The organism is Synechococcus sp. RC10A2 (assembly GCF_047502605.1).
This window is the reverse complement of record NZ_JANSHP010000126.1, coordinates 1-26,788: the sequence shown is the minus strand read 5'-3', so window position 1 is coordinate 26,788 and position 26,788 is coordinate 1. Positions and strand designations below refer to the sequence as shown.

The following is a 26,788-nucleotide window of genomic DNA, read 5'->3' as shown; positions in this document are numbered from 1 at the left end:
ACTCGAAAGTAAACAGAAAGATCAACTGGTAGTAATCCGTACTGAACATATTATATTATATAGTCGACGGGGGGCGGCGACGGTTCAAGGGAGCTGGAAGAAGGCGGAGACATGGCTGGGGCCACCTGGGAAGCTAGCAGAAGATCTCGGCAGAGAGAGTCCAGTCCTCATTTTGTCTGGATGCTTCGAGATTGGAGCCGGTGCTCCAGCGGCCAGGTGGAAACAGGGGGAACCCGGCCATAGCCCAGTTCTTCTGGAGCTTAGCCCAAGGCCGCCGCCAGGATCTGATAGGCCAGCTTGGCGACGGTGAAGGCGCTGCGGCGATCGGTTTCCCGTTCCCCGGTGACCGCCAGCTCCACCACATCGGCGCCGATGATTTGCCGCTGCTGCCCCAGTGCCCGGATCAGTTCCACCGTCTCCCACCAGCCCAGTCCACCCGGTTCGGGGGTGCCGGTGGCCGGCACAACAGCAGGATCCAGCCCGTCCACATCCACCGTCAGGTACACCTGGGATCCCAGCGTGGCGATCACCTCGGGGATCCACTCCTGGGCGGGCTTGTGGTGCAGGCTGTGGGCGAAGAAGGTGTGCAAGCGGTGCTTGCGAATGGCCTGGCGGTCTTCGGCGCAGATGGAGCGGATCCCCACCTGGGTGAGGCGACCGCCCACTTGCTCCACCACACGGGCCATGGCGGAAGCGTGGGAATAGCGGGATCCCTCGTAGCTGTCTCTCAGGTCGCAGTGGGCATCGATCTGCAGCACGTGCAGCTCTGGGTAGTGGGGCAGGTGGGCGGCAACCAAGGGGCCAGTGATGGAGTGCTCCCCGCCGATGGAGAGCAAAAACCGCCCCGGCCTCACCCACTCGGCGGCGCGGCGCTGGATTGCGGCCATGGCCAGCTCATGAGTGTCCAGCCCCTCGAACTCCACTGGCGGCGCCGTCCAGTAGCGGGAGATCTCTGCGGCAAAGTTGGGGTGGAAAGCCGGCTGGCAGTCTCTCACCTCGTCGTAGATCTCCACGTACGCCGAAGCCTCCAGGAGTGCTTGGGGGCCTTTGGCGGTGCCTTTGCCGTAGGAGGTGGTGGCCTCGTAGGGGATGGGCAACAGAATGGCTTGGGCCATCTCCGGATCCGGCTCAGGCAGGCCCAGGAAGGGGAAAGGAGAGCGGTACATGGCAAGAGCACAAGAAGGGATCCCTATTTTATTGAAAGATCTTGCGATAGTCCGAAAGGATTGGGATGGATCCCTTGTAGGATGGCAGCAAACCCTCTAGACTGAGCAAAGGTTTCCACAGCCGATTTGCTTGCACTCCTCCTGTGTCCCGTTTCCACAAGCTGACAAGCCTATGACCACAGCCTCTCAAGCTGCCCTTTTCGACGCCCTTGCCCGGCGCCGTGCCCTCAAGATCATCAGCGGCCTACAAAACTTCGACCTGCAGTCGGTGCTGAAAGTCACCCGCGCCGCCCAGGAGGGAGGAGCCACTTGGGTGGATATCGCCGCCAGTCCCGAATTGGTGCAGCAGGTGCGAGCCCAGATCGAGCTGCCCATCTGCGTGTCGGCGGTGGACCCGCAGCAATTGGCTGCTGCCGTGCAGGCGGGGGCCGACATGGCCGAGATCGGCAATTACGACAGCTTCTACCCTTCGGGCCGCATCTTCTCCGCTGCGGAAGTTCTAGATCTCACTCGCCAAACCCGCTCCCTGCTGCCGCGCACTCTCCTGTCGGTTACCGTTCCCCATACGCTGCCTTTGGATCAGCAGGCGGAATTGGCAGAGAAACTGGAGGATCTGGGGGCCGATCTCATCCAAACCGAGGGCGGCACCAGCGCTGAGCCCCGTCACGGCGGATCCCTGGGCCTAATCGAGAAGGCTGCCCCCACCCTGGCTGCCGCCTATGAGATTAGCCGGGTGGTCTCGCTGCCGGTCATCTGCGCCTCTGGCCTCTCAGCGGTGACGGTGCCCTTGGCCATCGCTGCCGGTGCTTCAGGAGTGGGGGTGGGCAGAGCTGTCAGTCGCCTCCAGGATGAAGTGGCCATGGTGGCCCAGGTGCGGGCGCTGAGGGAAGCTTTGTCTGAATCACGGGTGTCGGCGCTTGTTTGACATTGGATGGGAGAGTCCTTTTCCCGGTGGGGTGGCAGGGCGCGGTGTGGCTCTGGCCGAAGCGCAGTTGGAGGTGGGTACCTCCACCACCTTGCCGCCGCAGGCGGCACCGCTGGTGTTGCCTCCCCCGCCGGTGGGAGTTCGACAAATTAGAGAGGATACCGATCCTGAGCAAACCGCCGATATGCCCCTTTCCCTTCTGGCCGAACAGGTGCTGGAGGCGGTGTGCGAAGCGCAAATCGATGCTCAACGGGCCCTGGCCCTCATGCCCGACCTGAGCGAATCCCACATCCGTGCTGCCTGTCCCAAGCGGCTGATCCCCAAAAGCTGAAGGAAAACAAAGGCTGCCCCAGACCTTGGGTTGACAAGTATCCGAAAAACAAGCTAGAGTAAGCGCGCTCCAGAGGAAGGGTGCTCTAACGGCCGGATGTGGGCGCAATTTGCCCAGGGGATCCCCCGTGCGGATTCGCTCCCCACACCAATCTATCCAACTGGGCATCGCCAGGGTGCATCCTATGTGATGCAGGGTTTTACGGTTACCGACAACATTGTTTCACTAATTTGAAATTCTCTGCTTCATCGTGCAGATAAGTTCACAGGCAGCCTGTGAGTTTTGTGCAGGTTTGCACTTGGCATTGGTGATTTGAGGAGAAACCGTGCCCAGAAAAGCCACCAGCACAAAAACCAAAACAACCAGGACAACCTCAAAAGAAGGAGCTGGGCCCGACCCGCAGGTGGCGATTGCCGCAGAAATCCAGCGTCTTTCGGATACTTATGGCATTTCTAAGGAGCTCCTAGAGAATTTTGCCCGGTTTGTAGTCAGGCAGCTACAGCCACCGCCCCGGCTGTCTGTCAAAGAGCTGCAGAAAGCCATTTACAACCACTTTGGCGTTAAAAACGCAGCCGAGCTGAGAAAATCAGCCAGCTTCAGACTGGCAACCAGTGGTATGGGCAAGCTGAACTTATCCAACATAGATGATTTGGAGCGCATTTATCGTCAGCACATCGGGATCCTTCCCAACGAAGAGGGAGAAGAGGGGTATGGCTGCATCAATGGGATCAACATCTTCAAGTACGACTTGCCTTGGCGGGTTTTTGGGCTTGACCCTGATCGAGCTACCGATGAAGACATCAAAGCTGCTTTTTATCGCCTGAGCAAGATTTACCATCCCGATTCTCCGACGGGAGATGACAAAATTTTCCAGCGATTGACTCTTTTCTACAAAAGCCTTACGGAGAAGTTTGAGCAATGGCTATAGTCTATGTTTCCTCAAACAAGCTCGCCAACTTCTTGGGTATCAGCCTTGAGGAACTCAGAGAGATTGAAGCTCACTTTGACAGTATCCCCGATGATGCATGGAAACTGGTGGAAGGTAAAGACTATCGTGTTATCAACAAAAGTTCTGGGCTAAGGGAATACACGCGGTCCGGCGCTTATGCCATTTTATCCTTTTTAAGGTCTCGATCAGAGCAAGGTTGCAAATCCTCTACAGGTACAAGCATTAGGAATTGGTTCAAGGAAGAGCATCGCAAGAAGCAGAAAGCTCTGGTAGATTACAGGATCCTTCAAAACAGCTCCTCTCTGGTCAAAAGACAAGATCAGTTTTGGCTATCTCGTCGAGATGTTGTGATGATCTTTAGAACTCGAACTGACTACCTTAAGAAGGCGCTTGAGCTTGCATCGAAGCAAAGTAAGTTAATCAAAGACGTTCATTACACACGTTTTGGTAATGATGACACTGTTTACCTCTCTTTGCGAGGTATCTATGAGCTTGCCAAGGTTATGGGAGAGGTTCTCAAGCAAAACCACAGAAAAGACTGGTGTCAATATGTTAGCGAACGCATTGAACCTCAAATTCAGGTAATCGTCAAGAAAATCCAGGATCGACAAAGAGAGATAGAAAGGGCAAAAGATCTTGCAAGAAAAAGGGATAAAAATCTTTGTAGAGTTACTCGAAAAGCAGCCAGTAGCCTAACGGTTCATCATCTCTACTCTGAAGCGCACTATCCAAAGCTTGCAGCGAATCTCTCCAACCTGATTACCATAGCCGACGAAGTGCATTGCCACTTTCATCAGTGGATGGGAGGTTTCAGCAAGCCATGTACAATTGATGACTTCATTAAGTATGTTCTGGAATACTACCCTGAGAACAGACATCTGATCATCTGGTTGGAGCAGCAGAAGGCCAGCCTTGGCTCGCAGGTGCCTATGGGAAAGGAGAGAGAACATGTGCTCTACCTTCCTCTCCAGCGTGTAACTTGAAATAACCCATTCGATTGTTTTCAGGTCATTCCAAGCACCTTAGCCAGGTGTACCTGATTGATTTCTTTTTCGGGGCTGCCCTTTGGATGTCCGGCTTCCCTTTCTGTTAGCAATCTGAACCTCTCCCTACTAGTAATAGAGGCCACGGCGCAACAGGGGATCCCTAGATCAAGCCCTGATCCAAGATCGCGCGGGAATGGGCAATAGCTGCTCTCAAGTTGGCCCGCTGGGTGTAGCGCATCGTCATGGCGGCAGTCGTATGGCCCAGCAGGTGTTGGATGTGTTCGGGGGCAACGCCGCGATCCAGCAGCAAGGTGGCAAAGCTGTGGCGAAACTGGTGGGGGGTTTGGTGGCCCGGCTCGGGCTCGGTAAGCTTGAGCACAATATGACGTAGGCCATCGTAGGTGAGGGGACGGCCCCGGTAGGCCGGGCAGCGGGATTGGGAGACAAACAAGGGATCCGTCGGCGCGCACGGGCCCCGTTCTCGGCTCAGATATTGTTGCAGCAGCTCGGAGAGGGGATCCCCGACCGCCACAGCGCGGGGTTTGCTGCCCTTGCCACAGCGCACCTCCAACAGGGATCCCTCAGGGCTGATCTGAAAATCCTGCACCGTCAAGTCCAACAGCTCCTGTGCCCGCAGCCCGCACTCCAGCAGCAGGCGGATCAAGGCCGCATAGCGCAGAGAATGGCTCTGGGCCCGCTGCAGAACCCGCTGCAACAACAGCCGATCCAGGTCGCGAGGCAGACGGGCGGGCAGGCGGGCAGGCCGAATCGCCTGGGTGGGCAAGGGATCTGGAAAGTAGCCCCGTTGGCTGGCCCACTCAAAAAACTGCTGCAGCGCCAGCCGCTTGAGGTTGTAGGTGGCGGGAGAGGCGGGCGGATGAACCCACTGGCCGGAGCGGTTGCGAAATGGACGCCCCTTCAAGCTGTTTAAAAAAGACTGAACGTGGGACGGCTGCACCTGAGGCAGCGGCACCGGGCAAGTTTTGGCAAACTGTTCCAGGGCAATGCGGTAGGTGCGGCGGCTGGCCGGGGCCAGATCCCGCTGCCGCTCCTGCAAAAATTGCCCCACCAACTGGCTCAGGCTGGGCACGGGGCAGCTCGCCTGACGCTGGAGATGGGCCTGTTGAACCAAGCCGGGCCGGGGATCCCTCATCGGCACGACCAGCAACCCTCCACTCACCTTTAACTTTAGCCTCAACTTTTGGCCAGCGCCGTTCAAAGACGCTCTCTGGCAATCTCCGAAGGGATTGCTACTGGCCAGTCAGCAGGTGTTGGGCGATGAAATCCGTGTACACCTCGCCCCGCAAAAAAGCCTCGTGGCGCAGGATCTGCTGGTGGAAAGGGATCGTGGTGGGCACCCCGGTGATGGCGCATTCCCCCAGCGCCCGCTGCATGCGGCGGATGGCGGCTGCCCGGTTGGGCCCCCAGACGATCAGCTTGCCCAACAGCGAATCGTAATAGGGGGGAATGGTGTAGTCGGTGTAGATGTGGGAGTCCATGCGCACCCCCGGCCCTCCAGGAGGCAAATAGGCGCTGATGGTGCCAGCGCAAGGGCGAAACTGCTGCTTGGGATCCTCGGCGTTGATGCGGCATTCGATGGCATGGCCCCGCAGTTCCACATCCTTCTGGCGAAAGGTCAGGGGTTGACCTTGAGCGATGCGAATTTGCTCGGCAATCAAATCCAGCCCCGTCACCATCTCGGTAACCGGGTGCTCCACCTGGATGCGGGTGTTCATCTCGATGAAGTAGAACTGGCCGTTTTTATCCAGCAGAAACTCCACCGTGCCCGCCCCCACGTAGTTCACCGCTTTGGCTGCCTTCACCGCCGCTGCCCCCATGCGGGCGCGCAAGCTCGTGGTCAGAGCCGGGCTGGGGGCCTCTTCCAGCAGCTTTTGGTGGCGCCGCTGAATCGAGCAATCCCGCTCGTAGAGGTGCACCACATTGCCGTGGCTGTCGGCCAAAATCTGAAACTCCACATGGCGGGGGCGCTCGATGTATTTCTCCAGATAGATGCCCCCATCGCCAAAGGCCGCCTGGGCTTCCCCCTGGGCGGTGCGCATCATCTTCAGCAATTCTTGGGCATCTCTGGCCACCCGCATGCCCCGCCCCCCGCCGCCGGCGGTGGCTTTGATGATCACGGGATAGCCGATTTTCTCCGCCAGCCTCACCGCTTCCTCGTCAGAGGTGATCAGCCCGCGGCTGCCGGGCACGGTCGGCACGCCCACCGCCTGCATGGTCTCGCGGGCCGTGGCTTTGTCGGCCATTTTGCGCATCGCCTCTGGCGAGGGGCCGATGAAGATCAAGTTGTGGTCGGCACACATCTCGGCAAATTTGGCATTTTCCGCCAAGAACCCATAACCCGGATGAATGGCAGTGGCCCCGCGGGTGAGGGCTGCCGAGATGATGTTGGGGATGTTGAGATAACTTTTGGCCACTGGGGCTTCCCCCACACAGACTGCTTCGTCCGCCAGTTGGACATGTAGAGAGTTCTGATCCGCAGTGGAGTAGACAGCCACGGTGCGGATCCCCATTTCCTGACAGGTGCGGATGATGCGCAGGGCGATCTCGCCTCGGTTGGCAATCAGGATCTTGGTAATGGGCGGCATGGAGAGCGTTCCAAGTCAGAAGAACCCTGGCCGCTTAAGCCGGCGGCCCGTGCAAGGTAGGGTACGTAGGTGCTGATCCTACTATGGCAAGCAGACGGAAGGATCCAGATGGGGATCCCGTATCCGATCAATCCAGTTGACACCCTAGCTGAGGCTGCAGGGATCCAGCAGAATCCCGGTGGGTCAAACTCTACATCTCCGGATACCCATCCGGACGGGATCCGAGGATTTTCAGGTAGAGGTTGATCTTGGCGCCAGCACTTGCATGGGGCGAAACTCTGGATCAGCAATAACTCTCAGCTCCCCTCAGCCTGTACAGACCTGTTCAAAACCCAGGCTTCTCCGGGAAGCTCTCCCAGCCCGATTCTGACGGCAATGGATCCCTCCATCTCTCTCTAGTTGTCGGAGCGAGGCCATGGCCCCAGCCACTCTCCGCCGCGAAAGCGCCAGCGGGGAAACAAAATCCGCATCACCACCCAGAGGTAAAGGCAAACCCAGACTACAACGGAATCGCTTCCCTTCCCGTTGGCCAATCTACAAGTACTGGTGGCAGGTCTGAGACCTGTAGGCAGGTGGCACCCACACCATCGCTACCCCTGCCCACAGCACTTCGTAGGTAATCAATTTGCCGCAACTGGTAGGACGCCCAACTACTAGCGCGACGCCGCTCCCTTCTGGAGCGTGGCTGCCGGTTACTCCCTCGGCTCGCGCCAGCGAGCTGTAGGCCTTTCTTGGTCGCCGGCTCTGGAGTTGGAGCCGGCTTGCAGACTGCGGTCAGCGCTTGCTGCCCAGTAGCAGCCTACCCGTTCCACAGTGGCGGGCAGCGCTCCTCCCCACCACTGGCGACGGCAAGCTGCAGGCCTCTAAATCAGGGAGCTGCCGCGCTGCAAGGAGTTGAGCATCCCCCGCCGGCAACCATCCTACCTCGCCAAAACCTTCCCCCTGACTGATGAGTCGGCTCTCACAGGCCAACGATCTGGGTATTTTCAAAGGAGGAGAGAATCCTGTCCAAATCCTGAGCTTGCAGGGAGTAGGTGGCAGTAGCGTCGTTGCCAAACTGGATCTCGTCTCCGTCCTCAAGATCGCGAAACTCCACCCGCTCCCCCCGGATGTAAAGGCCGTTGGTGCTGGGCGTGCCATGGATGTCTCCATCGATGATTTGGTAAGTAAACCCATCGGGAGAGGAGGGAGATTCGGTCTTCACTAAAATGGCGTGGTGGCGGGAGACGTATTGGGAGTCGATGCGGATGCTGTTGCTCGGATCCCGCCCCAAGGAATAGAGCTCGGCTGTCAGCCAGTAGGCCTTTGGCCCGTGGCGATCCTTGACGATCAACACGTGGTTAAGGGTAGGTCGGCGAGGGGGCGTGGTCATAGCGGACACCCACTGGCACAACACGCGAATAGGATAGTCAAAACATAGCATGGGATCCGAGGCGTGAACCCTGGCCGGTTTGTCTGCCAGAGCCCTTGCCCTGCTGGCGAGTGAGACGACGTTCCTTGACGCTGCCAGAGAGGTGTCAAGAGAGGCCAGGTATGCCCCTGTTCAAGACCGAGTCCCAGGGGATCCCATCTCGTGGCTGTTTTTAACTCCGCAAAATCTCCCTGCCCCCTGAGTTGGCAATCGATGCTTTGAGGAAAGGTCTGAGAAAGGAAAGGAGCAGAAGGCCGAGTAGATTTTTGTAACAATTCCTCTCATAATAAGATTTGATGATGCAAATGCCTCCCAGACCATGAATGGCTCGCAACCGGATCCCGTCAACCAGCCCAAGCCCTCTAGGGTACCGAAGCTGATCGAGTTGCCGGAAGATGAAACCGATGCACAGGTTGGCGATCCCCTGCGCATGCAGCGCTATGAATGTCGCTCTTGTGGCTATGTTTACGAGCCGGCCAAGGGGGATCAGCTCAATCGGATCCCGGCAGGTGTGCCCTTTGAGGAGCTGCCCGCCGACTGGAGATGTCCGGTGTGCCGCGCCGGCAAGCGCCTGTTTCAAGCGGTGGGCGCCAAGGGCAAGCCTTCCGGTTTTCAAGAGAACTTGCGCTATGGCCTGGGGGTCAATGTGATGACCCCTGCCCAGAAAAACCTGCTCATCTTCTTGGGGTTGGCGCTGGGATTTTTGTTTTTGATGAGTTTCTATTTCGTCGAGTGATGGCCAAAATGCTTAAGCTCTGGAGACTGGTGCTGCTAGCTGCCTTCTCTCTCTTGCTGATGGCGGCGCGGATGCCGGACATGAAGGTGGTGCCCTGGCAACAAGTCGAGGTGCCCACCCAGAACATTCTGCTGGACATTGCTTTCACCGGCACCAACCCTTCTCATGGCTGGCTGGTGGGCGATAAAGCGACGCTGTTGGAGTCTCAGGATGGCGGCCTCCACTGGCAGGTGCGCAAGCTGACGGCACTGGAGCCGGAAGCCTATCTGAGCTCGATTAGCTTTGCCGGAGCAGAAGGCTGGGTGGTGGGGCAGCCGAGGATCCTCCTCCACACGCTCAACGAGGGATCCGACTGGACATCCATTCGTCTCAGCAAGCAACTGCCGGGGGAGCCGATCCTAATCCAAGCCCTGGGTCCTGGAGCGGCTGAGATGGTAACCAATGTGGGGGCCATCTACCGCACGGAAGATGGAGGACAGACCTGGCATGCCCAGGTGGAAGAGCCGATTGGGGCGATTAAAAACATTGCCCGCGGCCCAGGAGGAGAGTATCTGGCCGTGTCGTCGCGGGGCAGCTTCTACTTTCTCTACACTCCAGAAAGCCGATCCTGGAAGCCGTATCCGCGGGAAAGCTCTCGCCGCATTCAGAACATGGGCTTTGGCCCCAACGGCAGCGCCTGGAAATTGAACCAAGGCGCGGAGATCGCCTTCACGAGTGACTTCACCTCCGGCGAGTGGTCCAAGCCGTTGCGACCCGGGCGTGCCCTCAGCTTTGGCTATCTAAATGCGGCCTACCAGAACGACCACGACCTCTGGGTGGTGGGCGGCGGCGGCACTCTGATCCACAGCCCCGATGGCGGCAAAACCTGGGAGGAGGCCAAGAAATTGAGCAACATTCCCGCCAATTTCTACAGCATCGAGTTCTTTGGCCCCGACCGAGGATTTATCTTGGGGCAGCGGGGCACGCTTTTGCGCTACGTTGGCTACAGCAATTCCCCGTCCTAGTCCTAGGGTGAATGGAGACAGGAGGGATCCCACCTCACCACCACGGCTGCTGGTGGCGGCCAGCGGGACGGGGGGGCATATCTTTCCGGCGCTGGCCGTTGTCGAGCAGTTGCCCACCTGGCAGATTGAGTGGCTGGGGGTGCCGCAGCGGCTGGAGGCGAAGCTGGTGCCGGACCGCTACCCGCTGCACCGAGTGGCCATGTCCGGCTGGCAGGGATCCCCCTGGCAGAAGCTGGGATCCCTGGTTCAGTTGGCGCGGGCAACGCTGCAGGTGCGGCAGATCCTGGCTTCAGGCCAGTTTGACGTGGTGTTGACCACCGGCGGCTACATCGCCGCCCCGACCATCTTGGCAGCTCGCTCGCTGGGGGTGCCGGTGTTGCTGCACGAGTCCAACTGCCTTCCGGGCAAGGTGACCCGCTGGCTGGGAAGATTTTGCCGGCTGGTGGCCCTGGGCATGGCGGAAACGGCAGAGCATTTGCCAGGGGCAGTTACCCGGGTGGTAGGCACGCCAGTGCGGGCGGAGTTCTATCAGCCCCAGCCCTTGCCCGCGGATCTGCCGATTCCAGAGGGGGATCCTTTGATTGTGGTGATGGGGGGGAGCCAGGGGGCGCGGGGCCTGAACCGCCTGGTGGCCGCCTGTGCCCCCGCCTGGTTGGAGGCAGGGGCGTGGATTGTGCATTTGACCGGCGGCAGTGAGGTCGGGATCCCTTCCCACCCCCGCTACCGCGCTTTTCCTTTCCGCGCCGATGTGGCCGCCTTGCTGCAGCGGGCAACTTTTGCCATCAGCCGGGCTGGCGCTCTCAGCTTGGCGGAGTTGTGGGCCACCGCCACCCCGGCCATTTTGATCCCCTACCCCTTTGCCGCCGAAGACCATCAGTATCACAACGCCCTGGCTTTTGTGGAGCGAGGTGGGGGAGTGGTCCTGCGAGAGTCTGAAGAGAATTTGGACTCGCTGCGGCAAACGGCGCTAAGCTGGCTGGATCAGCCCCAGGTGGTTGCCCAAATGGCCGCTAACTTGAAGGCGACAGCTCTCCCCCCTGCCAGCAAGGCAGTTGCCGGCCTGCTCCAGGAGATCTGCCGAGATTCCGCCCGTTAACTTCCCCAGGAGGCCAGCCGTGGTACAGCCGAGATTGGATCGGGATCCTCTTGCCCGCCGCCTGCCTGAGCCTGCCGCAGCCATGGAGACTTCAGCCTGGCTGGAACCTCGTCCTGGTGAGGCGAGCCCCAACGCCGTCGTGCTGGAATCACTGTTGGCGCGCCTGGAACAGTGCTTTGGCATCCCCCAACGTCCTCGCAGCCCTGATGGTCTGCCCCTCTATCCCGACCTCTTGGACGAATTGGTGGGCACGATCCTCTCCCAGAACACCACCGACCACAATAGCAGCCGCGCCTTTCGCGCCCTCAAAGCCGCTTTCCCCTCCTGGGAAGCTGTCTTAGCTGCTGATCCAACCAAGCTGGCCCAGGTGATCCGTCCCGGGGGCCTGGCCCAACTCAAAGCAGCCCGCATTCAGGAGATTCTGGCTGCCATTGTCAAGCGACAGGGATCCCTGAGCCTGGACTTTTTGCGGGATCTGGACGACGCGGACGCTCTGGCCTATCTCCTTTCCCTGAAGGGGGTAGGACTGAAGACAGCCGCCTGCGTGCTGTTGTTTGGCCTGGGCCGGGATCTCTGCCCGGTGGATACCCATGTGCATCGGGTGGCCAACCGTCTTGGCTTGGTGCGGGCCAGACACCCCGACGACACCTTTGCCCAACTGTCGCCGCGGATCCCGGCGGGCAAGGCCTATTCCCTGCACGTCAACTTGATCCGGCTGGGCAAACGCATCTGTAAGGCGCGCATGCCCGAATGTGGCCGCTGCCCTCTGCGACACGAATGCCCCTCCGCCCTGCTGCGGCAGCGCTGATCCCTAGTCTGCCGGCGCAGGGGAAGAGGGAGTGGGCTGGGCAGGGATCCCGTTTTCGACCCCACCTGGGGCAGGAACTTCCGGCTCGAGGACTTGCCGCACAGATTCGATCTCTTGGGAGAGCAACACCCGCTCCCGATCCAAGAGGCCAACCACATGCTCCGGATCCTCCCGCGAGACCACCGGCAACTGGCGCAAATCGTATTCGTACAGCGGCTCGGCGGCCACCGCCACGGCTTCGTCGGGGAAAGTGGTGAGCACAGGCGACTGGCTGACCTGCTCCACCGTCAGCTCGGCCAGTTCCCCGGCCTGCTTGTGGGCCAGGGCCCGCTCCAGGTCTTCCAGGGTGAGAATGCCCCGCAGCCGCTCTTGCCCGTCCACCACCAAAGCGCTGTGGCACTTTTGCTGCAGCAAGCGCTCCAGCGCCTCCCGCAGGGGCGTATCCTGGGGTAGCAGCAGAGAAGGGGGCACCATCACCTCTTGCACCGTCAGGCCCTTCGGCTCCTGCCTGCGACGGGCGGAGGGGTAGATGGCCGGCGGGTGCAACTGCTCCGTCAGCCAGATACTCAGGCCCACCGCCGCCATCACCGGCAAGGCGATGTGGTAGTCCCGCGTCATCTCAAACAGCAGCAGAATGGCCGTCAGGGGAGCCCGCACGCTGGCCGCCAATACCGCCCCCATACCCACCATGGCGTAGGCGGCAGGGGGAGAGAGGGCAATAGCAGGCAAAGCCTTTCCCACCACCTGGCCGTAGCCTGCCCCCAGCACCGCTCCCAAGAACAAAGCCGGGGCAAAGGTTCCCCCGACAAAGCCGCTGCCCACGCTCACCGCGCTGAGGAATACCTTGCCCAGCAACAGCAAGCTAAGCTGGCCGAGGGAAAAGGGCACCCCCTGCAAGATCGACTCAATGGTCTCGTAGCCCACCCCCAGGGCCAACGGGATCCCCAGGCCGACACAGCCCAGGATCCCACCGCCCAGAATCGGCTTGCTCCAGGCTGGCCAGGCCGCCAGGGGGCCACTGCCGAACAGGTGCTTGACCCATTCCAGTGCATAGCCGAAGGCGATGGAGACCAAGCTGGCCAAAAGGCCCAAACCCAAATAGAGGGGCACCTCCAGCAGACTGTGCAGCTCGTAGGCGGGCAAGACAAAAGCCGGCTGCGTAATGGTCGGCAGCAAAAAGGCCGGCTGCGCCCCCAGCCCCACCTGGGCAATCAGGGCCGACACCACCGCTGCCAACACCACCACACTGACGGCAGAAGTGGTGAACGTGCGGGCCAAAGCCAGCTCCAGCGCCAAAAACACCCCGGCAATCGGCGCGTTAAACCCCGCCGCCAGCCCCGCCGCCGCCCCGGCGGCCATCAACAGTTGCACCCGCTCCCGCGCAAGGCGCAGGTTTTGCCCCAGCAGGCATCCCAGTAGGGCCCCGCTTTCCACGCTGGGGGCCTCCGGCCCAAGCGCAGCTCCCGCCCCCAACGAGACGGCGGCAGCCACCAGCTTAAGTGGGATCCATTCTGGGCGAGGGGCGAGAGGCCGGTTGGCACTCACCAAACTGGAGAGGCTGAGGTTGGGGAAAGGCAGAACCACCCCCAGGGTGCCGATCAACAGACCCCCCAGCAGCGGCGCCAAAATGGTTGCCCAGGATCCCAGCAGCAACAGGCCGTGTTGTTGCACAGCCCTGACAATGCTGTCGACGAGAGTATCCTGCAAAAGATAGCGACACCAGCCGATGAGATAGCGAAACCCGATCACCAACAAACCTGTGCCCAGCCCCGCCGCTGCCGCCAGCAGCAGCAGCAGATTCTCAGAGGAAAGACGCAGGCGGGGATCGGCAACGCTAGCGCTATTCATACCTGCTCAAGGGCCGGAGGAGGGTAGGGTCAGGATCTCCACGCCGGTTTCGGTAACGGCAACCGTATGTTCAAACTGGGCGGAGAGCTTGCCGTCTGCCGTCACAGCAGTCCACCCGTCTGCAAGCACCTTCACCTCCCACGTGCCTTCGTTGATCATCGGCTCGATGGTAAACACCATGCCGGGGCGGAGTTTTTCCCCCTTCCCCCGTTCGCCGTAGTGGGGGATCTGGGGCGCCGTGTGGAACTGCCGTCCTACCCCGTGGCCGACAAAGTCCCGCACCACGCTGTAGCCCTGGGACTCGGCGTACTCTTGAATAGCAGCCCCAATATCCCCAACTCTGCCGCCTGGCCTCACGGCGGCAATGCCCCGCCGCAGGCACTCTTCCGCCACCTCCACCAGACGCCGCGCCCGCTCGGAAGGCTGCCCGACAAAGAACGTTTTGGAAGTGTCGCCGTGGTAGCCATCCAAAACGGGGGTGACATCGATATTGATAATGTCCCCTTCCCGCAGGACCTGCTTGGGGCTGGGAATGCCGTGGCAGACAACGTGGTTGACGCTGGTGCAGATGGACCTGGGAAAGCCGTGGTAGCCCAGAGGGGCGCTCCTGGCCCCGTGGGCCCGCGTCCAGCGCTCCGCCTCGTCGTTAAGCTCTTGGGTGGTGACCCCCGGCTGCACCATCGGCTCCAGGTGCTTGAGCAGATCCGCAGCCAGGCGGCAGGCCCGTCGCATCTTCTCCAGCTCCCGCGACGAGAGCAACACAATCGGCTGAGGAGCTTGGGTAAGCTGGCTCATGCCCGTCTGCAAGGCGGATCCCAACTGTTCCCCCCATCGCTGAGAGCGGCGGCTGAGATCGGTTAATAGCGATCGCATATCTTCCATCGTCAAACCCTTCTGTTCTCTGAAGTTGGATCCATCTCCGAAGTCTGAGGCGGCAGGGATCCCGGCCTAGCTCAGCTTTGGGTTGGGCCTTTTGAGCCGCCCTACATCCCTTCACAGGAGACCCGGCCCCTTCTCCGCCGCCGGCGGATCCACTCCACCAGCCACAGCCCCAGAAAGTAGCTAACGAGGGCGCCCCAAAACCCGACAAACGCACAGCCCACCAAGAGTGTGGCCGACACCTCCAGGCCCCACTGCATCCAGTTCTGAGCTACCACCAGTTCCGAAGTGGCAAAGGCTGTTCGGGATCCCAGCAGCCATTCCCCCACCCGGTAGTTAAAGGCATAGATCGGCACATAGGTGAGGGGGTTGCTCACCCAAGTTCCTGCCGCCGCCACCAGCTTGTTGCCCCGCAAAGGAACGGCCAACAGCAGGGCCACCAGGGTTTGAAAGCCGAAGATGGGAAAACAACCCGCAAAAACTCCCGCCGCCAGGCCGCGGGCAATTTCTTTGGGGGAGGATTGCATTCGCAACAGGCGCAGATACAGGTACCGCAGCCAGCGCCTCCAGCCCAGATCCCGGCGGGGCCAAGTCAGCGCAGGTTGAGACTCAAGATAAGGCCCAGCGGATCCCGGCGAACCTGCGAACCAAGAAAATGGTCTCAGCCATGAGAGGGGGCTCATGATGGGGAGCGTAGAAACTGAGAAAAGGTGTTAAGCCCTGTAAATCCATTGTATCTTTCCTGCTGCCGAAGACAAAGGGCTATCGGCAGATCCGCGCCGAGGAATCGCCTCAGGGAGTGGCTAGCTGAGCTTGTCCACCAAGGCCAGCACGAAGTTGAGGCTCAAGTAGGAAACCAGCGCCAGTAAGAACAGAAACAGCGCAATGCTCAGCGCAGCTCGCAGAGATCCCGCCTGGACTTTGGGGGCGGGCCTTTCAGGCGGAGTTTTCATCCTCAAGTCCCAGAAAAGATCCTAGAAGACTCCAATTCTAGGATCTCATCCTGGAGAGACGGGAGCGGGAAGATTGCCAAAAAGTTGCTCAGTACCCCAAGTGTAGAGTTTGGCCCCCGACCCGCTAACGGGGTTACCAGAAAGCGCCTTATATCCCCTGCCCAAAGATAGGGGCTTTACGGCGCTTTCCGGGAAATTTACTCCTGCCCAGCACCGGATTAACCTACAGGTCACCAGCGCTCCTCCTCACCTGGAAATCCAAATTGGCAACACCGGCATCATCATCCCCCCTGCAGAACAAAAGCGGGTATTTGAGAAGTTTTACCGCGTGCCCAGCTCGGATCCCCGGCGGCGGGGAGGGACAGGGTTGGGCTTGGCCCTTGTGCAACAACGGGTAAACTTGTTGCAAGGGAAAATCTACCTTAACAGCGAGGCCGACCACACTTGTTTTACCTTGCGGTTGCCCCGGCTTCTTTCTGTCTCCGGCCAACAGCAGTCAGCTCAGCCTAGGGCCTAGGCGTCGGGGTGGCTGGCTGGGGAGAAGCAGAGGATTCCCTTTCTTCGATCACTTTTTGCAAGCGGGCCCGCACTCGCTGGTTCAAAACGGGATCTTCGTTGGCCAAGGTCATCAGCTCGCGATATTCGGCCACCGTCAGCCCCTGCTTCTCGACAATGCGGCTGGCTTGGGTTTCCGTGCGCTGCATGATCTGCTCGTACTCTTCTTCGTTCTGGGTCTCTCGCAACTGAGCGCTGGCTTCCCGGATCAAAGGATCCAATTCCAACAGAATCTGCACCAACTGCTCCACCTGAGCATCGGTAACTTGCTCTGGGGTTAGAGTTGGGGAAGCTTGCGGGCTGGGAGCCCCCCCTGTAGCCGCAGAAGGAGTTGCAGCAGGACTGGGGAGCGGGGTTGCCTCCTGCGCCCAAAGCGGCGGGGATCCCAGAATCAATCCCAGACTCACCAGCAACGCGAATTTCCTCATGCCCAAAACTCCCTCGACCTAGAGTAAACTACCCGGCTCCGACCGCCTCCCTTCCCCCCCAACCCCCCGCATACCAGGGGCAGGGAGGCGGGGGGATGGAAGGGAGTACGAAGCGGGGCTCCTGCAGCTTCTACCTGAGACCGACCGGAACCCTTATGGCTCAGGTCATCCCTGAAGCCAGAGTAGCAAGAGGTCTGTCTGCCGTCTAAGGGTTTAACGCAGTACGGGAAACCTATCCTGGACATATTGTAGAAACGGAAAATTGGTTGTACAGTCGTAGTACCCTCTCCAAAGGCTGCTCGCCCCGCGAGTATTCCTTTTGGTGAAGCTGCTCTAGGTTTGCGCAGTTGCAATTGGCCAACCCTAATCCCCACTAAGGGGAGTTGCCCGTACCTGGGTTTAGGTATGTGTTCTGTTGAGCGTTCCTTGTTGTCGATGCTAGCTCAGAGGCCAGATCGGAAGGGAGTCTCCTGCGCTGGCAGTTGACTTTCTTCGCAGGCATCAGAGCTAATCGATACCCTATTTCTCTTTGCTCCCTTCCGGGGAGAAAGGGTTTATTTTTCAACTGAATAAGCAGTTTCCCGGCAAAGTTCTTGGAGGGGAGACAGAGGTAAGTTCTTTTCCGCTCGTGGAGGAGGACGTTCGTTGTCCTTTGTTATTTCTGTAAAGGATGATAACAAAAGCCGGTAGAAGTTATTGATTTTCTTAGGTATTGCTGATATATTTTTTGAGGTTGTCTTGTAATCCTTCTACAGGAGGCTGACATTGGTCAGGAGAAGAAAGCGTAAGAGCCGCCGTCGTTTGGAGGGGCGCAAAATTTTAGATTATATTCCTCAATTTAAATTAGATAGCGGCGAAGAAAAGTCTGTAACCGCCGCCCGGAGATACATACAGGAAAACTCTATTCAGCCGCCTGCGCTGATTCTGGTTCGGCGAAACGAGCACACGATAGACCGATTTTTCTGGGCGGAGAAGGGACTATTCGGCGCGCAATATGTCGAAGAAAATCACTTTCTCTTTCCCAGCTTACGGGCTTTGCTAGCGCAGGTTGCGGCTGAGAAGCCGGAGAAAAAATCTTCCAAGGCTCTGGCAACTGCCGCTCAATAGTTTCTATATCAATACCGGCCTCAGGAGCTGAAGAAACAGCCCCCCCACGGGGGGCTTGCTTTTATCCTCGGCAAGAGAACCATCCAATTAACGGGATCCCTTTCCACCTAGCATCTATCTAGCCCCTCATCGCCCATCTTCGACTTCTCGGAGAGGGGTTTGCGCGCTACCTTACAGGGGATCCCGTCGGGAGGTTCTGGATGAGCCGACTGCCGCAGACCACCGCCCATGTACAAATTACCCGCCGCTCCTGGCAGGAGGGCGCCATTGAAGGGGAAGTCAACGCCAACGGTTGGGTTTGGCGCTTTTGCTGGCGCTTTCGATCCGGGGAGCTGAAGGTGGAACCCTCTGTAGGGCGGGCCTTGATTTGCGATCCCTTGAGCCGTTTTTTGGAGAAATCGGATTACTTACTAGAGCCCGGCAGCAACTACTCATTTGTTATTCGTAGCCGCCTCTAGGGATCCCTGGGCAAACAGGGGGAGAGTTGGCCATGCTGCCGAGACAGCTCTCCTCCAAGAGTAATCTGCGCTTCCAGCGAACAGGCTCTAATATTGGGATGGTTGTTCTAGGAGCTGCCTTCATGACCTCTTCCTCCCACCTGACGACTGCAGAGCGGGCAGTGGGTTCTGCCAACGGCCTGAAGGAGGCCCCTCCACTGGCGGAACGGGATCCCTTGGCCCGTGCCCTCGCCGTGGATGAAGCGCTCGACCGCAGGAACAACCTGTTGAATCGCCGCCTGCAAATGGTGGAAGAACTTTGGGAAGCCGTAATCCTGCAGGAGTGCGGGCAGCCTTTGGTAGATCTGTTGCAGCGGCTGCGCTCCATGTGTTCCCCTGAAGGGCAGGCCTTGGAGTACCCCATCCCGGAAGTACTACAAATTGTCGAGCATCTCAGCCTTGATGCAGCCATTCAAACGGCCCGCGCCTTCGCTTTGTTCTTTCAGTTGATCAACATCGTTGAACAGCACTACGAACGGGCAGAAGACTCAGATATGCGCATGGTGGACAGCCAGCAGCGCACCGTGCGGGAAAACGAAAAATTTGAACGTCTGTTCCCTTACCTGCGGCTTCAGGGGGTGCCGCCGGGACTGCTGCGCCGGCTGCTGGAGCGGCTGCACATCCGCCTGGTGTTCACCGCCCACCCCACCGAGATCGTCCGCCACACCATCCGCGAAAAGCAACGGGCCTTCTCCCACTTGCTCAGCCAACTGGACTGGGCAGAGCAGTCTCACCCTCTGCAGGCCCAGATGTTGAGAGAACAACTGGCGGAGGAGGTTCTGCTCTGGTGGCGCACCGACGAGTTGCATCAGTCCAAACCGACCGTTCTGAACGAAGTCGATTACACCTTGCACTATTTTGAAGAGGTTTTGTTTCAGGCTATCCCTCTGCTGCATGAGTACCTCAGCCGCAGCTTGAAAAAGTCCTTTCCCAGCGTCGAGCCACCGCCGGCAGGCTTTTGCAACTTCGGCTCGTGGGTGGGCGGGGATCGGGACGGCAACCCTTCCGTCACTGCCGACGTTACCTGGCAAACGGCCCGCTACCAGCGCAACCTGATTTTGGGCAAGTACATCGAGTCCGTGAAGGCCCTCACCAAAACCCTGAGCGTCTCTTTGCACTGGGGGGATGTGGACAGCCAGTTGCTGGATGTCCTTGAGCAGGATCGCCGCCGCATGCCCGAGGTTTACGAGTCCTTTTCGCTGCAATATCGCCAAGAGCCCTACCGGCTCAAGCTCAGCTACATCCAGCGGCGGCTGGAGTTGACGCGGGAGCGCAACCGCAATTTGGCCGACTCCGCTTGCCTGCCTGTCCCGCCCCCTCTGGACAACGCCTACGCCAATGCAGAAGAATTTCTGGCCGACTTGCAGCTTATTCAGAGCAGCTTGAAAAACAGTGGCCTCTCCTGCCGCCAGTTGGATCACCTCATTTGCCAGGTGCAGGTCTTTGGCTTCCATCTGGCCCACCTGGATATCCGCCAAGACAGCAGCTACCACGAGGCCGCTCTCACCGAGATCTTCGAGTACTTGCGGATCTTGCCGCGGCCCTACAGCGAGATGACGGAGGAGGAAAAAACAGCTTTTCTCCTGCGGGAGCTGCAAACCCGCCGGCCCCTCATCCCTCTAGAAGCTCCCTTTTCCGATAAAGCGGCGGAGCTGATTGCCACCTTTCGCACCCTGCGCCGGCTGCAGCAGGAATTTGGCATGGCCATGTGCCAAACCTACGTGATCAGCATGAGCCGCCAGTTGAGCGATCTGTTAGAGGTGCTGCTGCTGGCTAAGGAGGTGGGCCTTTACGATCCCATCAGCGGGCGCGGATCCCTGGCGGTGGTGCCGTTGTTCGAGACCGTTGAAGACCTAAAGGGGGCGCCAGAGGTGCTGCGGCAGTTGTTGGAGATCCCCTTCTATCGCCAGTACCTGGCCCAGCAGGAAAACCTACAGGAGGTGATGCTGGGCTACTCGGATAGCAACAAGGACGCTGGCTTTCTAAGCAGCAACTGGGAGATCTACAAAGCCCAGCAGCGGCTGCAGGCGGTGGCCGAGTCCTATGGGGTGAAGTTGCAGATCTTCCATGGCCGGGGTGGCTCGGTGGGGCGCGGGGGAGGGCCGGCCTACGAGGCGATCTTGGCCCAGCCGGGGCGCAGCGTGGGGGGCCGCATCAAGATTACTGAGCAGGGAGAGGTGTTGGCCTCTAAGTACTCTCTCCAGGATCTGGCCATTTTTAACCTGGAAACTGTTACCAGCGCCGTCATCCAGGCGAGCCTGCTGCGCACCTACCCCAACGACCTGCACGAGTGGTCGCGCCTGATGGAATCGCTGGCAGAGCGCTCTCGCCAGGTGTACCGCAACCTGGTCTACGAGCAGGAAGGCTTTGTCGAGTTTTTCCACGAGGTCACCCCCATCGAAGAGATCAGCCAACTGCAGATTAGCTCCCGCCCAGCTCGCCGCAGCGGCAACTCGAAAGATATCGGATCCCTGCGGGCCATTCCCTGGGTATTCAGTTGGACACAGAGCCGTTTTCTCTTGCCCGCATGGTATGGAGTGGGCACCGCTCTAGAGGAATACGCGGCTAAAGGCGAACACAACCTCAACCACCTGCAGCATCTCTACCGCGAGTGGCCCTTCTTCCGCATGGTGATCTCCAAAGTGGAGATGACCCTGGCCAAGGCGGATCTGCAAATTGCCCGCCACTACGTGCGAGAGATGAGCTCCCCCGAGCGCCTGGAGCGGGCGATGGAGCTATTCGAGCTCATTGCCCAGGAGATGTACCGCACCCGGGAGATGGTTTTGAAAATTACAGGACACAAGGAGCTGTTGGAGAACGACCCCTATCTGAAGCGCTCGGTGCAACTGCGCAACCGTTCAATCGTGCCCCTCGGGTTTATCCAGGTCTCGCTCCTCAAGCGCCTGCGTGGCAAGCAAAAATCCCATTTCCACAACACCCAGTACAACCGCGCCGAGCTGCTGCGGGGAGCTCTGCTCACCATCAACGGCATCGCTGCCGGTATGCGCAACACAGGCTGAGCACCGACTCTTCCTGGGGATCAAGGATAGCTACGGCCCTCTCCAACCGGCCTAGGATATCTCCGGGAGCAAGGCGGTTGGGAGTTGCCTCAGCAGGAGCAGCCCTCAGGCCAGGACGGCTTGAGGGTGAGGTCAGAACAAATCATCTTCGTACTCGTCTGGCTCCGCCTCTTGCACTTCCACCGATTCCACCTCGACAACACGGCGGGAAGGACGACGAGGTTTTTCCTCAACGTAGCTCTCACCCTGGTCTTGAGGCAGACGGGGGGGACGACGGCGGGTGACTGTGCCTCGTTCTTCCTGCACATCCTCGGGATAGTCCTCGGCAGCCGAGCGGCGAGAGGGATCCGGCTCATCGTCCTCGGTGTCCCGACGGAAGCGGGTCTCTTGCTCCTCGTAATACTCCTCCGCTGCCGGGCGAGGGCGGGGGCGCACACGGGTATCGCTGGTCAGTTGGGGCCGCGGGCGACGAGCTGGCTCCTCGCTGCGTTCAGGAATGGAGCGGCTGGCGGAGGAGGTGTCGCGAATGCGGGATCCGCTAGGCCGCGTGGAAACGCTGCGCGTCTGGGCATAGCCATCGGGTGGATAGGTGCGGCTAAAGCCCCGGGGCCCCACGACCGGACGCACTCCACCCCCCTGCCGTACCTTTTCGTTCAAGAGGATCCGCAATCGGAAGGTTTCGAAGGCAAACCAGCCAGCTATCACCGCCAGCAGCACCTGGGCAAAAAACAGCAACGGGATGAGCCGCTGACCCTCCAGAAGCAAACTGATGGAATAGATCAGGCCCATCGTGGCGAAAATCACATCCGACTCTGCGGAAGCCTCTCGCTTGATGAACCGAACCGCAAAGATGGCCCCACTGGCAATTGCCACCAGCGCTGCCATCAAAAAATAGGGGCTTTGGGTGAGAAACATGCCAGGGATCCCTAAACTGCTGAAAACAGGAAGGCGTCAGGCCTTACCCATTTCGCAGCCGATCTTAACATCGATCCTCCCAGGGACAACCATCCCGGTTTTAGGGCAGGATCCCTCAAAGGAAGGGGATCGGTGCTAGGATGGCCTGTACATTCCAGTAGGCTTCATGCTGTATCTGGCGCGGGTAGACAAGAAAAGTCTTTTTGGCCAGGCGGAGCTGCAGCTCTTGGCCCAGCAAGCCGAGGGTGGGGTTTGGGCGCCGCTTCGCCAGCCAGAACGGGTTACCTCTAAGGAGGCAGCCTCCTACAACGTGGGGGTATTGCTGCTGGTTGAGCTTGCGGAAAATCGGCAGGTGCAGCGGGTGGAAGAGGCGGCGATGAAGTTGGTGGAGATGTTGCACAGCCTCTCGCAGGCCCGCAGCCTGGCCGACCTGGCGGAGATCGAAAGCTGGCGTCAATCTTTGACCCGGCAAAGTCAAGAGCTGAGCCGTCGCGAAGCGGAGATGGCCGCTCTCCAGGAGCAACTGCAACAGTGGGAGGCTCGGCTGCGCGAGAAGCTATCCTCCTAAACTGGGCTGAGATCAGGCCGTAGCTCGCGGGCACCTCGCAGATAGACGTGGTGCATCTCAGCCTGGGCCAGCGGGGTGTTCAGTTGGATCAAAACGCGGATACAACGGGGCAGAGCGCCGTTGACGTCCATTTGTTGCACGTCCAACAGAGGCACCAACTCCCAGCCGGGGCGGCGGCGGGCAAATTGGGCAGGAAAGGCCGCGTTGAGATCGGGGGTAACGGAGAAAATGACGCTCACCAACTCCGCCGGATTGATGGCGTTGCGATGTTCCAGGGCGTCCAGTAGCTCGTTCACCGCAGCGCCAATGGCCTCGGCAGTGTTTGCCGGAACGGTGATGGCCCCTCGGATTGCTCTGACCCGCCACCCCAATGGCTACACCCTCAAGCGCTTGAGCTCGTCCTGCTTCCAGAGAATTATACAGACTCGTCCCGACGGGATCCCATCCCGCTGCTGGATCTGGTTACGGGGCGGGCTGTAACAACTTCTCCAGGATCTGGTCGTGGCTGAGGCCGGAGTCCACCCAGGCCTCTCCTTCCTTGAGGCGGGCGGCAGCGGTCAAGATAAACAAGTTGCTCTTCGCTCCCAAAGCCTCGCTGGTGGTTTGCACACAGCCCAGATCCTGGCCGGTCAGCTGGCTAAACCAGGTGGCCAACAGCCCTGCCTCCAAAAAGCCCATCGGGCGCTTGAAGTGGGGGGGTGTGGCAGCGGCAAAGGGAGAGTTGCGGATCGACACCACCAGCACCCCCTGATTTTTGTAGGTCCAGTCGATGTCGATCAGCCCCCAGCCGTGGGTCTTCCAGGCTTGTTTGAGATTTTGTAAAAAGAGCCCCATCTCCAGCTCGGACAAAGGCTTCTGGTAGTAGTCGGAGAGCTCCTGGGCAAAGCGGCGGAAAAACTCTTTGCCCCACATACGGCCACAGTTGCGCAATACCAGGCGGGCGGCCTGCCCTGTCTCGTATTCCAAGCCGGTGTAGATGCCTCGTAGCAATGCTTCTGGAAGGGCCAAGAGCCGGTCGCCGTGGCGACTTTCCAGCAAACCGGACTCCAGATCGCCTTGCAGATAGGCGCTGGGCGCGTAATAGTTGGCCAAAACAGGCGTGTAGGGGTCAAAGTCGGCGAGGCTGCTGGGGATGGGGGGGGTGCTGGCCATAGGGGATCCCTGGGTTATCAGTATCGGTAAGTTACCAAAAGGCGGTGGGGAAGGTTCTAGGCGGATTTGAGGCCGTTTAAAGAGAGCAAAGCTGCCTGCACCTGGGTGATCCAGGGGCGGATGAACTCCAGTTCGCCGGGAGTTAGGTGATCCCTAAGCTCTTGCTGAAAAGTCCGATGGACTACCTCATAAACGCTCTGCAGCTCGTACAGGCGCACCTCCTCTTCCATCCACTCGATCAGCCGCTCCTTCAAGAGGTTTTCGTCCTGCAGCAACATGGCCAGGGCGCTCTGACGCAGCAACAGGAGCAGGTGCCGCCGGCACAGGTTTACCGTTTGCGGAGAAAGATTGGGCATCTCCTTTTGAAGGGTGTCTAGGGTGCGGCTCACCATCTGGCTCTCCCCTTCCCGTACGACCCGGTACACGTGCAGCCGCTTTGGCCAGCCGAGCACATAGGCTTTGAGCTGCTCCAGTTGCTCCGGCGTGAGGTAGCGGGCCTCGGCCTCAATTAGCATCTGCTCCAGTGGGCTCACCATCTCACTTCTCCAAAGTGTTGGTGGGTGCTCAGCGGGTGTCGGCGTTCAAAACAGGCTGAATAAATCGGCCAAAGTAATCGGTTCCTCTTCAGGCTGGGGCGGCAGCGCTGCCGAGAGGGATCCCAAGGAACGGGCCGCCAAAGCCAGGGGATCCCCCGTCCAGGGGATGGAGGCAAAATGCTCTCGCACCCGTACAAAAGGCATGGGCAGCGAGGGGTCTTGCAGAGGGCGGTTATCCCAATTCAGGCGAGCAAAAAAGCTCTGCACCGATTCTTCCAGAAAAACCTCTGCTGTCATGGCTTGGTCACTCCTTGACCGGAGCGCAACTTTTGGGCAATTTCGCTGGCGCTGGCCCCTTCGTTGAGCCAAAAGGCAGCCGCATCGATGCGATCTTTGCTGCCGAGCAAAAACTTACAGTAGCTTTCTCCCATGGAGTAGCACTGGATCTCGATGCAGTTGAGCTGCCGTTCCACCATGGCGCTGAAAAACCCGGCAAATAAGCCAGCGTAGAGATGGCAAACCGGCTTGCCCACATCCCCCAGGGTGCGGGCCACGGCGGAGTCAAAGAGGTTGATAAAAATAAACCCCTGCCGCCGGCTCTCGGTCTCCACCTCCCAGCGCCCCCAGCCTTGCGAGGTCAAGGGCCACCACCAGGTTTCCAAGAGGAACATCAGGTGGCTCTGCTTGGGTTTGCGCCGATACTCTTCCTCAAACCAGTGGGAGAAGTGGATTGCATCGTTGCGGCCCCACTCGCGGCCAATGGTGTACATCAAGGAGGCCGAGGCATCCCCCACTTCTTCTTCCAGGCCCTGTTGCAAACCTAGGATAAAATCCTCGCTTACCAAGACGTTGCGCGCGCCCGTCCAGTCTACTAGGGATCCCTGGGAGCGGTCGAAGCGAAAAAAATCCTCGCGGCTGTAGTGGTTATGCCGCTGGGCGACAGGTTGCAGGGCAAGCTCGATGGGGCCGGTTGACATGGCTAGAGGGGAGGAGGGTAAATTTTTTCACACTTCTTGCTGAATCATAGCCTTTTCGCCGGGGGCTTTGGCCAGAGCTGTCGATAGGTGCGCCAAAGAAACCCTTGCCGCCGGGAAGCCAGCGACGGCCAAGGGCTGCAGGGGTTTGGGTTTAGGAGGGAGGTCTGACTTTGACAAAGGCGATGGCGGAGCGCCACAGCAGCGATTCTTGTCCCTCAGCGTCGGCCAAACAAAGGCAGTCGGGATCCTGCCAGCGCAACTGGCCGACGAAGACATCGCCGGTATTGAGCTTAACCTCAACGATTTCCCGATCCCGGATCACCCGCTGCAGGCGACGCACGCTTGGGATCCCGGTGTTGAACTCGGTCACAGCAGCCCTCTTGGCCAGCGGAAGGACGGCATGTCGGCAAGCGCACTGCTCTCAGTATAGGGGATCCCTGCCGGCCCGCACCCTGACTTGAGGGCCTCTCCCCGGGACGCTCTCACCCTTTGACCCATTTTCTCTACCAGCGGGTACTATGAAGGCGGGGTGGCGCTCGGAGGAGACGGCGACTCTTGTCAGCCCGTCACGTTTTTTAAGCGAATCTACGGGTGTTCTCCCCGAAAAAAGCCAGCACAATGGGGCTGGGGTGATACAAGGGGCGGGTGTTACCCCAGGGGGCCGATCCAAGGTTAGGATCCCTTCCAACCTGCAATTTTGCCGCCGATTCGTCTTCAACCATCCAACCATCATCAGTGCAGGAGAGATCGTCATGGCAGTTGAGAAAGTGAACTCTTCTTCCAGCCTGGCCGAAGTGATCGACCGCATTTTGGACAAAGGGATCGTGGTCGATGCCTGGGTGCGGGTTTCTCTGGTGGGGATCGAGCTGTTGGCCATTGAAGCTCGCGTTGTCGTGGCTTCGGTGGAAACCTACCTGAAATACGCCGAGGCGGTGGGCCTGACGGCTACTGCTGCTGCCCCTGCCGTCTAAGTCTGGCCGTCTTCAGCCACTTGTAAAGAGGCGGCAGCTGCCTCCCGCAGCCGCTATGGCTTGGCAGTCCTGTCGAAGCAGGTGGCTAGTGAGGCAGGGACCAGGGTAGAGTCTCTGCCTCGCTTTGCTCAGTTCTGGCCAACTTTGACCGACCAACAGCCCGGCTATTCCCGCTCCCAGGTGGAGGACTTGTGCGGCCTGCCGGTTTGCATTGCCACGCAAGTGCCGAAGCCAGCTATCTGGGAGAAGGGAAAAAGGCCGTAGTGCCCCTGACCCACACAAAAGGGTAGTCAGCATTATGGCATTGAATTTATTGAGGTAGAGGAGGCGTACAGCTCGCAGGCAAGCTTCCTAGATGGAGATG

Annotated in this window: 30 protein-coding genes; 14 read left to right on the top strand and 16 right to left on the bottom strand. The window is 59.4% G+C overall.

Going from position 1 to position 26,788, the window contains the following annotated elements:
• Positions 1-260 precede the first annotated feature (260 nt).
• The gene (speB, locus tag NW848_RS16910; RefSeq protein WP_011429747.1) at positions 261-1,166 is read right to left on the bottom strand and encodes an agmatinase; all 906 of its coding nucleotides are present in this window, start codon (positions 1,164-1,166) and stop codon (positions 261-263) included.
• A gap of 172 nt (positions 1,167-1,338) precedes the next feature.
• Between speB and NW848_RS16905 the strand changes: the two genes are divergently transcribed.
• The 4 genes from NW848_RS16905 (at position 1,339) to NW848_RS16890 (ending at position 4,354) form a co-directional block, all read left to right on the top strand.
• Positions 1,339-2,091 (top strand): DUF561 domain-containing protein, encoded by a 753-nt coding sequence (locus tag NW848_RS16905; protein ID WP_011429746.1) that lies wholly within the window; start codon positions 1,339-1,341, stop codon positions 2,089-2,091.
• Between the two features lie 31 nt (positions 2,092-2,122).
• Positions 2,123-2,422, top strand: coding sequence for a hypothetical protein (locus tag NW848_RS16900; RefSeq protein ID WP_143597299.1), 300 nt, complete (start codon positions 2,123-2,125; stop codon positions 2,420-2,422).
• A 325-nt stretch (positions 2,423-2,747) separates the two neighbouring features.
• Positions 2,748-3,350 (top strand): J domain-containing protein, encoded by a 603-nt coding sequence (locus NW848_RS16895; RefSeq protein ID WP_011429744.1) that lies wholly within the window; start codon positions 2,748-2,750, stop codon positions 3,348-3,350.
• Positions 3,341-4,354, top strand: a complete 1,014-nt coding sequence (locus NW848_RS16890; RefSeq protein WP_011429743.1) for a hypothetical protein — start codon at positions 3,341-3,343, stop codon at positions 4,352-4,354. Before NW848_RS16895 ends, NW848_RS16890 begins: the two co-directional genes overlap by 10 nt.
• A gap of 163 nt (positions 4,355-4,517) precedes the next feature.
• Here NW848_RS16890 and NW848_RS16885 read toward each other — a convergent pair whose 3' ends face one another.
• The 3 genes from NW848_RS16885 to NW848_RS16875 all read right to left on the bottom strand — a co-directional run bounded on the left by NW848_RS16885 (position 4,518) and on the right by NW848_RS16875 (position 8,335).
• Positions 4,518-5,537, bottom strand: coding sequence for a tyrosine-type recombinase/integrase (locus tag NW848_RS16885; protein WP_240527268.1), 1,020 nt, complete (start codon positions 5,535-5,537; stop codon positions 4,518-4,520).
• A gap of 70 nt (positions 5,538-5,607) precedes the next feature.
• Positions 5,608-6,963, bottom strand: a complete 1,356-nt coding sequence (gene accC / locus NW848_RS16880; protein ID WP_011429740.1) for an acetyl-CoA carboxylase biotin carboxylase subunit — start codon at positions 6,961-6,963, stop codon at positions 5,608-5,610.
• A 961-nt stretch (positions 6,964-7,924) separates the two neighbouring features.
• Positions 7,925-8,335 (bottom strand): FHA domain-containing protein, encoded by a 411-nt coding sequence (locus tag NW848_RS16875; protein WP_011429738.1) that lies wholly within the window; start codon positions 8,333-8,335, stop codon positions 7,925-7,927.
• A gap of 358 nt (positions 8,336-8,693) precedes the next feature.
• On the opposite strand from NW848_RS16875, the gene NW848_RS16870 reads away from it, so the two are divergent.
• The 4 genes from NW848_RS16870 to NW848_RS16855 are packed head-to-tail and all read left to right on the top strand — an operon-like array spanning position 8,694 to position 12,018.
• Positions 8,694-9,110: a rubredoxin gene (locus NW848_RS16870; RefSeq protein WP_346426045.1), complete on the top strand. Its 417-nt coding sequence runs from the start codon at positions 8,694-8,696 to the stop codon at positions 9,108-9,110.
• The gene (locus tag NW848_RS16865) at positions 9,110-10,114 is read left to right on the top strand and encodes a photosynthesis system II assembly factor Ycf48 (protein WP_049749720.1); all 1,005 of its coding nucleotides are present in this window, start codon (positions 9,110-9,112) and stop codon (positions 10,112-10,114) included. Before NW848_RS16870 ends, NW848_RS16865 begins: the two co-directional genes overlap by 1 nt.
• Before the next feature lie 7 nt (positions 10,115-10,121).
• Positions 10,122-11,210, top strand: a complete 1,089-nt coding sequence (murG, locus tag NW848_RS16860) for an undecaprenyldiphospho-muramoylpentapeptide beta-N-acetylglucosaminyltransferase (RefSeq protein ID WP_414402358.1) — start codon at positions 10,122-10,124, stop codon at positions 11,208-11,210.
• Between the two features lie 19 nt (positions 11,211-11,229).
• Positions 11,230-12,018: an endonuclease III domain-containing protein gene (locus NW848_RS16855; RefSeq protein WP_228375438.1), complete on the top strand. Its 789-nt coding sequence runs from the start codon at positions 11,230-11,232 to the stop codon at positions 12,016-12,018.
• 3 nt (positions 12,019-12,021) lie between these two features.
• On the opposite strand, the gene NW848_RS16850 is transcribed toward NW848_RS16855, so the two are convergent.
• The 4 genes from NW848_RS16850 to NW848_RS16835 form a co-directional block, all read right to left on the bottom strand.
• Complete coding sequence (locus NW848_RS16850; protein WP_414402357.1) at positions 12,022-13,866, bottom strand: chloride channel protein; 1,845 nt, start codon at positions 13,864-13,866, stop codon at positions 12,022-12,024.
• Positions 13,867-13,872: 6 nt separating this feature from the next.
• Positions 13,873-14,661 (bottom strand): type I methionyl aminopeptidase, encoded by a 789-nt coding sequence (gene map, locus NW848_RS16845; protein ID WP_011429732.1) that lies wholly within the window; start codon positions 14,659-14,661, stop codon positions 13,873-13,875.
• 188 nt (positions 14,662-14,849) lie between these two features.
• Positions 14,850-15,302, bottom strand: coding sequence for a DUF2062 domain-containing protein (locus NW848_RS16840; RefSeq protein WP_255322555.1), 453 nt, complete (start codon positions 15,300-15,302; stop codon positions 14,850-14,852).
• A gap of 246 nt (positions 15,303-15,548) precedes the next feature.
• A complete protein-coding gene (locus tag NW848_RS16835) occupies positions 15,549-15,698 on the bottom strand; it encodes a hypothetical protein (protein WP_011429730.1) in 150 nt (49 codons plus the stop codon).
• A 109-nt stretch (positions 15,699-15,807) separates the two neighbouring features.
• Here NW848_RS16835 and NW848_RS16830 point away from each other — a divergent pair, with 109 nt between their 5' ends.
• The gene (locus tag NW848_RS16830; protein ID WP_099884163.1) at positions 15,808-16,215 is read left to right on the top strand and encodes an ATP-binding protein; all 408 of its coding nucleotides are present in this window, start codon (positions 15,808-15,810) and stop codon (positions 16,213-16,215) included.
• On the opposite strand, the gene NW848_RS16825 is transcribed toward NW848_RS16830, so the two are convergent.
• Positions 16,205-16,681 (bottom strand): DUF4168 domain-containing protein, encoded by a 477-nt coding sequence (locus tag NW848_RS16825; RefSeq protein WP_011429728.1) that lies wholly within the window; start codon positions 16,679-16,681, stop codon positions 16,205-16,207. The two genes, NW848_RS16830 and NW848_RS16825, sit on opposite strands and share 11 nt — an antisense overlap.
• Positions 16,682-17,446: 765 nt before the next feature.
• Between NW848_RS16825 and NW848_RS16820 the strand changes: the two genes are divergently transcribed.
• The 3 genes from NW848_RS16820 to ppc all read left to right on the top strand — a co-directional run bounded on the left by NW848_RS16820 (position 17,447) and on the right by ppc (position 21,305).
• Positions 17,447-17,788 carry a DUF3155 domain-containing protein gene (locus tag NW848_RS16820; protein WP_041438161.1) on the top strand — a complete coding sequence of 114 codons (342 nt, stop codon included), beginning with the start codon at positions 17,447-17,449 and terminating at the stop codon, positions 17,786-17,788.
• A gap of 200 nt (positions 17,789-17,988) precedes the next feature.
• Entirely contained in the window at positions 17,989-18,246 is a 258-nt protein-coding gene (locus NW848_RS16815; RefSeq protein ID WP_011429727.1) for a DUF3146 family protein, read from the top strand.
• A gap of 122 nt (positions 18,247-18,368) precedes the next feature.
• Positions 18,369-21,305 (top strand): phosphoenolpyruvate carboxylase, encoded by a 2,937-nt coding sequence (gene ppc, locus NW848_RS16810; protein ID WP_099884165.1) that lies wholly within the window; start codon positions 18,369-18,371, stop codon positions 21,303-21,305.
• A gap of 132 nt (positions 21,306-21,437) precedes the next feature.
• Here ppc and NW848_RS16805 read toward each other — a convergent pair whose 3' ends face one another.
• Positions 21,438-22,220 carry a Ycf66 family protein gene (locus NW848_RS16805; RefSeq protein ID WP_099812336.1) on the bottom strand — a complete coding sequence of 261 codons (783 nt, stop codon included), beginning with the start codon at positions 22,218-22,220 and terminating at the stop codon, positions 21,438-21,440.
• A gap of 166 nt (positions 22,221-22,386) precedes the next feature.
• Between NW848_RS16805 and NW848_RS16800 the strand changes: the two genes are divergently transcribed.
• Positions 22,387-22,788 (top strand): hypothetical protein, encoded by a 402-nt coding sequence (locus NW848_RS16800; RefSeq protein ID WP_011429724.1) that lies wholly within the window; start codon positions 22,387-22,389, stop codon positions 22,786-22,788.
• Here the strand turns inward: NW848_RS16800 and aroH are convergent.
• From aroH to NW848_RS16770, 6 genes are all read right to left on the bottom strand, one after another.
• Positions 22,785-23,159 (bottom strand): chorismate mutase, encoded by a 375-nt coding sequence (aroH, locus tag NW848_RS16795; protein WP_011429723.1) that lies wholly within the window; start codon positions 23,157-23,159, stop codon positions 22,785-22,787. The two genes, NW848_RS16800 and aroH, sit on opposite strands and share 4 nt — an antisense overlap.
• Before the next feature lie 91 nt (positions 23,160-23,250).
• Positions 23,251-23,940 (bottom strand): V4R domain-containing protein, encoded by a 690-nt coding sequence (locus NW848_RS16790; protein WP_011429722.1) that lies wholly within the window; start codon positions 23,938-23,940, stop codon positions 23,251-23,253.
• 56 nt (positions 23,941-23,996) lie between these two features.
• Positions 23,997-24,476: a hypothetical protein gene (locus tag NW848_RS16785; protein ID WP_011429721.1), complete on the bottom strand. Its 480-nt coding sequence runs from the start codon at positions 24,474-24,476 to the stop codon at positions 23,997-23,999.
• A gap of 45 nt (positions 24,477-24,521) precedes the next feature.
• Complete coding sequence (locus NW848_RS16780) at positions 24,522-24,773, bottom strand: hypothetical protein (protein WP_011429720.1); 252 nt, start codon at positions 24,771-24,773, stop codon at positions 24,522-24,524.
• On the bottom strand, positions 24,770-25,453 hold the full coding sequence (locus tag NW848_RS16775; protein WP_011429719.1) for a V4R domain-containing protein: 684 nt from the start codon (positions 25,451-25,453) through the stop codon (positions 24,770-24,772). The genes NW848_RS16780 and NW848_RS16775 overlap by 4 nt, the downstream gene beginning before the upstream one ends.
• 151 nt (positions 25,454-25,604) lie before the next feature.
• Positions 25,605-25,823, bottom strand: coding sequence for an Hfq-related RNA-binding protein (locus tag NW848_RS16770; protein ID WP_011429718.1), 219 nt, complete (start codon positions 25,821-25,823; stop codon positions 25,605-25,607).
• A gap of 382 nt (positions 25,824-26,205) precedes the next feature.
• Here NW848_RS16770 and gvpA point away from each other — a divergent pair, with 382 nt between their 5' ends.
• Positions 26,206-26,424 (top strand): gas vesicle structural protein GvpA, encoded by a 219-nt coding sequence (gene gvpA / locus NW848_RS16765; protein ID WP_011429717.1) that lies wholly within the window; start codon positions 26,206-26,208, stop codon positions 26,422-26,424.
• Positions 26,425-26,788: the final 364 nt, after the last annotated feature.